Below are 4,461 nucleotides of genomic sequence, written 5' to 3'. Positions count from 1 at the left end.
GAGTTCATGGCACCACCGAACTTCGCCTACCAGCTCATGCGCGAGGCCACGCTGCGCCTGGCGGTGAGCGACGAGCAAGTGCGCTCGCTGATCAACCCGCGCCAGTCCTCTCCCATCACCTATGTGGGTTCACCGCTGAACGCGGCGCAGACGGGCGAATGGGCGGACGATCGCGCGCGGCCTGGCGCGCCGGCCCCGGAAGCCCTGTTGCAAGGCAAGGGAGGGGCGCCCTGGCACCTGAGCAGCCAGTTCGGCCAGGGCTTCCTGTGCCTGGCCTTCGGTGGCCAGGGACCTGGGTTGAGCGATGCCGGCGTGGCTGTGCTGGCGATTGCGCCCGACATCGACGTCCTCGGCCAGGCCTGGCAGCGCTACGGCCTGCACCGCGCCGATGAGCCAGCGCTGGTGCTCGTGCGGCCCGACGGGTATGTGATGGGCCGCTGGCATGGCCTGGACCCTGCGCCTTTGCGCGCCGCCCTCAAAGACACCGGAGTGCTCGCATGACCGATACCGACCTCGATCAGAGTTACAGCGCCGTCTGCGAAGCGCTCTCGCAAGTGGGCGAGGCGCGCGCGCCCATGTTCCTGGCCATGCTCTGCCTCTCGCTCATGAGCCGCTTCGAGCGTGCCGAGCAGGTGTTGCCCCTGATCGAAAACGCATGGGCGCAGTGCGACAAGGGTGCGGACGATGGGCGCTGAAACGACCTCGCTGCAAGCCTTCCTCACCTACCGCCTGCACAAGCTCAACAAGATCACCGACCGCCACAGCAGCGAGGCCTACGCCGCCATGGGCCTGGGGGTGAGTGAGGCGCGCTGTCTGGCCGCCATCGGCGAGTTCGCGCCGCTGTCGGTGAACGACCTGGCCGCGCGCGCCAACCTGAACAAGGCCCAGGCCAGCCGTGCGGCACAGATGCTGGTCGATCGCGAGCTGGTGCTCAAGTCCACCAGCGAAGCGGACGCGCGCGGCGTGGTGCTCGTGCCCACGCGCAGCGGCCGGGCGCTGTGCAAGCGGGTGATGAACCTGATCGCGCAGCGCAACGCCGACATCTTTGGTTGCTTGTCGGCGCACGAGCAGCGACAGTTGGAAACATTTTTTGACCGATTGATCGCCCATTCGCAGCGCGATGGCGCCGACGAGTAGGGGCGGGCGGTTTATAAAAGTGCCATGAATCCTTTGAACGATCTTGGCTACAAAGCCGACGACCTCACCGTCCAGGTCACCGAACTGCTGGTGGCCACCTCCGATGGCGCCGACGAACTCGTCGACCCCTCCGTCTCCGAGGTGCTTCAACTTTTGCGCGAACGCATGAAGATGGACGTGGTCTTCGTCTCCGAATTCACCGATGGCCAGCGCGTGTTCCGGCATGTGTCCCAGGCGCCTGACTCGCCCGTGATCGGCGAGGGCGGCTCGGAGCCGCTGGAGCGCTCCTGGTGCCAGCGCGTGGTCGATGGCCGCCTGCCCAGGTTCATTGCCGACGCCTCGGCCCACCCGGTGGCATCCGAACTGCTCAAGAGCGTGCCCTTTCCCATCGGCACGCACATCAGCACGCCCATCGTGCTGGAGAACGGCCACATCTACGGCACCTTGTGCTGCTTCAGCTTCCATCCGCTGGATGAGCCCAACAGGGATGACCTGAAGAAACTGGAGTTCACGGCCCGGCTGGCGGCCCAGAGGCTGGACCAGCGGCGAATCGTGCGCAAAGCGCCCGAGTCGGTGCCGGCATGGCAGCTCCGGCCCAAATGAAGGGCAATGGGGTTGTGCACCCCTGAAAAGAGGGTGGGCCGGTAAAATCACAGGTTTTCCAGCCGCCCGCGCTCCGGGTCCGTGCCAGCCCCATGAACGCCCCCATCGACGTCTCCTTCTTCGCGCGCGCCGCCAAGCCGATCACCAGCTACCGCCCCTATTGGGCCAAGCGGTTCGGCGTGGCGCCGTTCCTGCCGATGAGCCGCGCCGAAATGGAGCAACTGGGCTGGGACAGCTGCGACATCGTCCTGGTGACCGGGGACGCCTATGTGGACCACCCCAGCTTCGGCATGGCCGTGGTGGGGCGTGTGCTGGAGGCGCAAGGCTTTCGCGTGGGCATCATCGCCCAGCCCGACTGGACCAGCGCCGAGGCCTTCAAGGCCCTGGGCAAGCCCAATCTGTTCTGGGGCGTGACTGCGGGGAACATGGATTCCATGATCAACCGCTACACGGCGGACCGCAAGATCCGCAGCGACGACGCCTACACACCGGGCGACGTGGGGGGCAAGCGGCCCGATCGCGCGGCCATCGTCTACAGCCAGCGTTGCCGCGAAGCCTTCAAGGACGTGCCCATCGTGCTGGGTGGCATCGAAGGCAGCCTGCGCCGCATCGCCCACTACGACTACTGGAGCGACAAGGTGCGCCGCAGCGTCGTGGTCGACAGCAAATGCGACCTGCTGCTGTACGGCAACGCCGAACGGGCGCTGGTCGAGGTGGCGCACCGCATCGCTGCGCGCGAGCCCATCGAGCAGATCACCGACGTGCGCGGCACCGCCTTCGTGCGCCGCCCTGGCGATCCGACGGCCGCAGGCTGGATCGAGATCGACTCCAGCGAGGTCGACACGCCCGGGCGCGTGGAAAGCCACATCAACCCCTACCAGACCACCAGCGAACAGGCCCAGGCCCAGGGACAGAGCTGTGCCAAGGAAGAGGGCGCCAGCGCCGCCGCTCCGGCCGAGGCCAACCCCGCCATCCAGACGCTGAAGTTCGTGCCGAACCCTGCGCTTCAGGGCAAGGGCCGGCTCAAGGTGCCGCCGCGCGAGCGCTCGGTGATCCGCCTGCCCAGCTACGAACAGGTCAAGAGCGACCCCGTGCTCTACGCGCACGCCAACCGCGTGCTGCACCTGGAGACCAACCCCGGCAATGCCCGTGCCCTGGTGCAGGCGCACGGCGAAGGCGCGACCGCGCGCGACGTGTGGATCAACCCGCCGCCGATCCCGCTGACCACGGCCGAGATGGACCACGTGTTCGACCTGCCGTACGGGCGCAGTCCGCACCCGGCCTACGCCGATGAACAGGGCCGTCACGACGGCGCGACGAAGATCCCGGCGTGGGAAATGATCCGCTTCAGCGTGAACATCATGCGCGGTTGCTTCGGCGGCTGCACCTTCTGCTCGATCACCGAGCACGAGGGCCGCATCATCCAGAGTCGCTCGGAGGAGTCCATCATCAAGGAGGTGGAAGACATCCGCGACAAGGTGGAAGGCTTCACCGGCGTGGTGTCCGACCTCGGCGGCCCCACGGCCAACATGTACCGCCTGGGCTGCAAATCGCCCGACATCGAGGCGGCCTGTCGCAAGCCCAGCTGCGTGTACCCCGGCATCTGCTCCAACCTGCACACCGACCACGGCCCGCTGATCAAGATCTACCGTCGCGCGCGCGAGTTGCGTGGCATCAAAAAGATCCTGATTGGCTCGGGCCTGCGCTACGACCTCGCGGTCAAGAGCCCCGAGTACGTCAAGGAGCTGGTGCAGCACCATGTGGGCGGCTACCTCAAGATCGCGCCCGAGCACACCGAAGGCGGGCCGCTGTCGAAGATGATGAAGCCCGGCATCGGCAGCTACGACCGGTTCAAGCAGCTGTTCGAGAAATTCAGCGAAGAGGCGGGCAAGAAGCAGTTCCTCATCCCCTATTTCATCGCGGCCCATCCGGGCACGAGCGACGCGGACATGATGAACCTCGCGGTCTGGCTCAAGAAGAATGGTTTTCGCGCCGACCAGGTGCAGACTTTCTACCCCAGCCCGATGGCCACGGCGACGGCCATGTACCACACCAACCTGAACCCGCTCAAGGGCATCCACCGCGACGACCGCGCCGAGCGCGTGGACATCGTGCGTGGCGACAAGCGGCGCCGGCTGCACAAGGCCTTCCTGCGTTACCACGACCCGAACAACTGGCCCTTGCTGCGCGAAGCGCTCAAGTCCATGGGCCGCGCCGACCTCATCGGCAATGGCAAGCACCACCTGATCCCGACCTTCCAGCCGATGACGGACGGCGGGTACCAGAGCGCGCGCCGCAAGAACAGCACGCCGGTGGGCAGCAAGGCGTCGGGCGCTCAGCCTGGCAAGGGCCGCCTGCTCACGCAGCACACCGGCCTGCCGCCGCGCGACACGGGTTCTCCGGGCAAGCGCAAGCCCCGCTGAAGCACCGCGCCGATCTGGGGCAGCTGACGCGGAACGGGCAAGCGGCTACCGGAGCGCCGGCCACAGCACCCAGCCCAGCAAGGCCAGCGTGTTGACCGCCACCGTGCCCCAGTAGATCCGGCGAAACGGCTGCTTGCTCGTCTTGTGGCGCAGGATCTGCTGAGCGAACCACGCGCCCGGCCAGCCGCCCACCGCGGCCAGGCCGTGCAGCCAGTCTTCGGGCGTGCGCTGCACTTCATTGATGGCGGCATGTTTGTCGCGCCAGTACATGTAGAACGTGACCAGGTTGAGCAGCACC

5 protein-coding genes and 1 pseudogene are annotated in these 4,461 nt (G+C 66.9%); 5 read left to right on the top strand and 1 reads right to left on the bottom strand.

Going from position 1 to position 4,461, the window contains the following annotated elements; genetic code table 11:
- From KIT86_RS24355 to KIT86_RS24335, 5 genes and pseudogenes are all read left to right on the top strand, one after another.
- Positions 1-501, top strand: a pseudogene (locus KIT86_RS24355) (FAD-dependent oxidoreductase); the annotation flags it as partial.
- A complete protein-coding gene (locus KIT86_RS24350) occupies positions 498-695 on the top strand; it encodes a hypothetical protein (RefSeq protein ID WP_297403210.1) in 198 nt (65 codons plus the stop codon). The pseudogene KIT86_RS24355 and the gene KIT86_RS24350, both read left to right, overlap by 4 nt.
- Positions 685-1,137 carry a MarR family winged helix-turn-helix transcriptional regulator gene (locus tag KIT86_RS24345; protein WP_297403208.1) on the top strand — a complete coding sequence of 151 codons (453 nt, stop codon included), beginning with the start codon at positions 685-687 and terminating at the stop codon, positions 1,135-1,137. Before KIT86_RS24350 ends, KIT86_RS24345 begins: the two co-directional genes overlap by 11 nt.
- A 24-nt stretch (positions 1,138-1,161) precedes the next feature.
- Positions 1,162-1,740 carry a GAF domain-containing protein gene (locus tag KIT86_RS24340; protein WP_297403207.1) on the top strand — a complete coding sequence of 193 codons (579 nt, stop codon included), beginning with the start codon at positions 1,162-1,164 and terminating at the stop codon, positions 1,738-1,740.
- A gap of 92 nt (positions 1,741-1,832) precedes the next feature.
- Positions 1,833-4,163 carry a YgiQ family radical SAM protein gene (locus KIT86_RS24335; RefSeq protein WP_297403205.1) on the top strand — a complete coding sequence of 777 codons (2,331 nt, stop codon included), beginning with the start codon at positions 1,833-1,835 and terminating at the stop codon, positions 4,161-4,163.
- Positions 4,164-4,208: 45 nt separating this feature from the next.
- On the opposite strand, the gene KIT86_RS24330 is transcribed toward KIT86_RS24335, so the two are convergent.
- A partial coding sequence (locus KIT86_RS24330) for a DUF1294 domain-containing protein (protein WP_297403203.1) occupies positions 4,209-4,461 on the bottom strand: 253 nt, incomplete at its 5' end.

Source organism: Hydrogenophaga sp., assembly GCF_026125825.1.
GTDB lineage: Bacteria > Pseudomonadota > Gammaproteobacteria > Burkholderiales > Burkholderiaceae_C > Hydrogenophaga.
The sequence above is the reverse complement of the archived record's forward strand: the minus strand, read 5'-3'. Positions and strand labels throughout refer to the sequence as shown.

Excerpts from the sequence above, each read along its gene's own strand:
- KIT86_RS24350 (WP_297403210.1), top strand. The coding sequence starts at position 498 with ATGACCGATACCGACCTCGATCAGAGTTACAGCGCCGTCTGCGAAGCG.
- KIT86_RS24345 (WP_297403208.1), top strand. The coding sequence starts at position 685 with ATGGGCGCTGAAACGACCTCGCTGCAAGCCTTCCTCACCTACCGCCTG.
- KIT86_RS24340 (WP_297403207.1), top strand. The coding sequence starts at position 1,162 with ATGAATCCTTTGAACGATCTTGGCTACAAAGCCGACGACCTCACCGTC.
- KIT86_RS24335 (WP_297403205.1), top strand. The coding sequence starts at position 1,833 with ATGAACGCCCCCATCGACGTCTCCTTCTTCGCGCGCGCCGCCAAGCCG.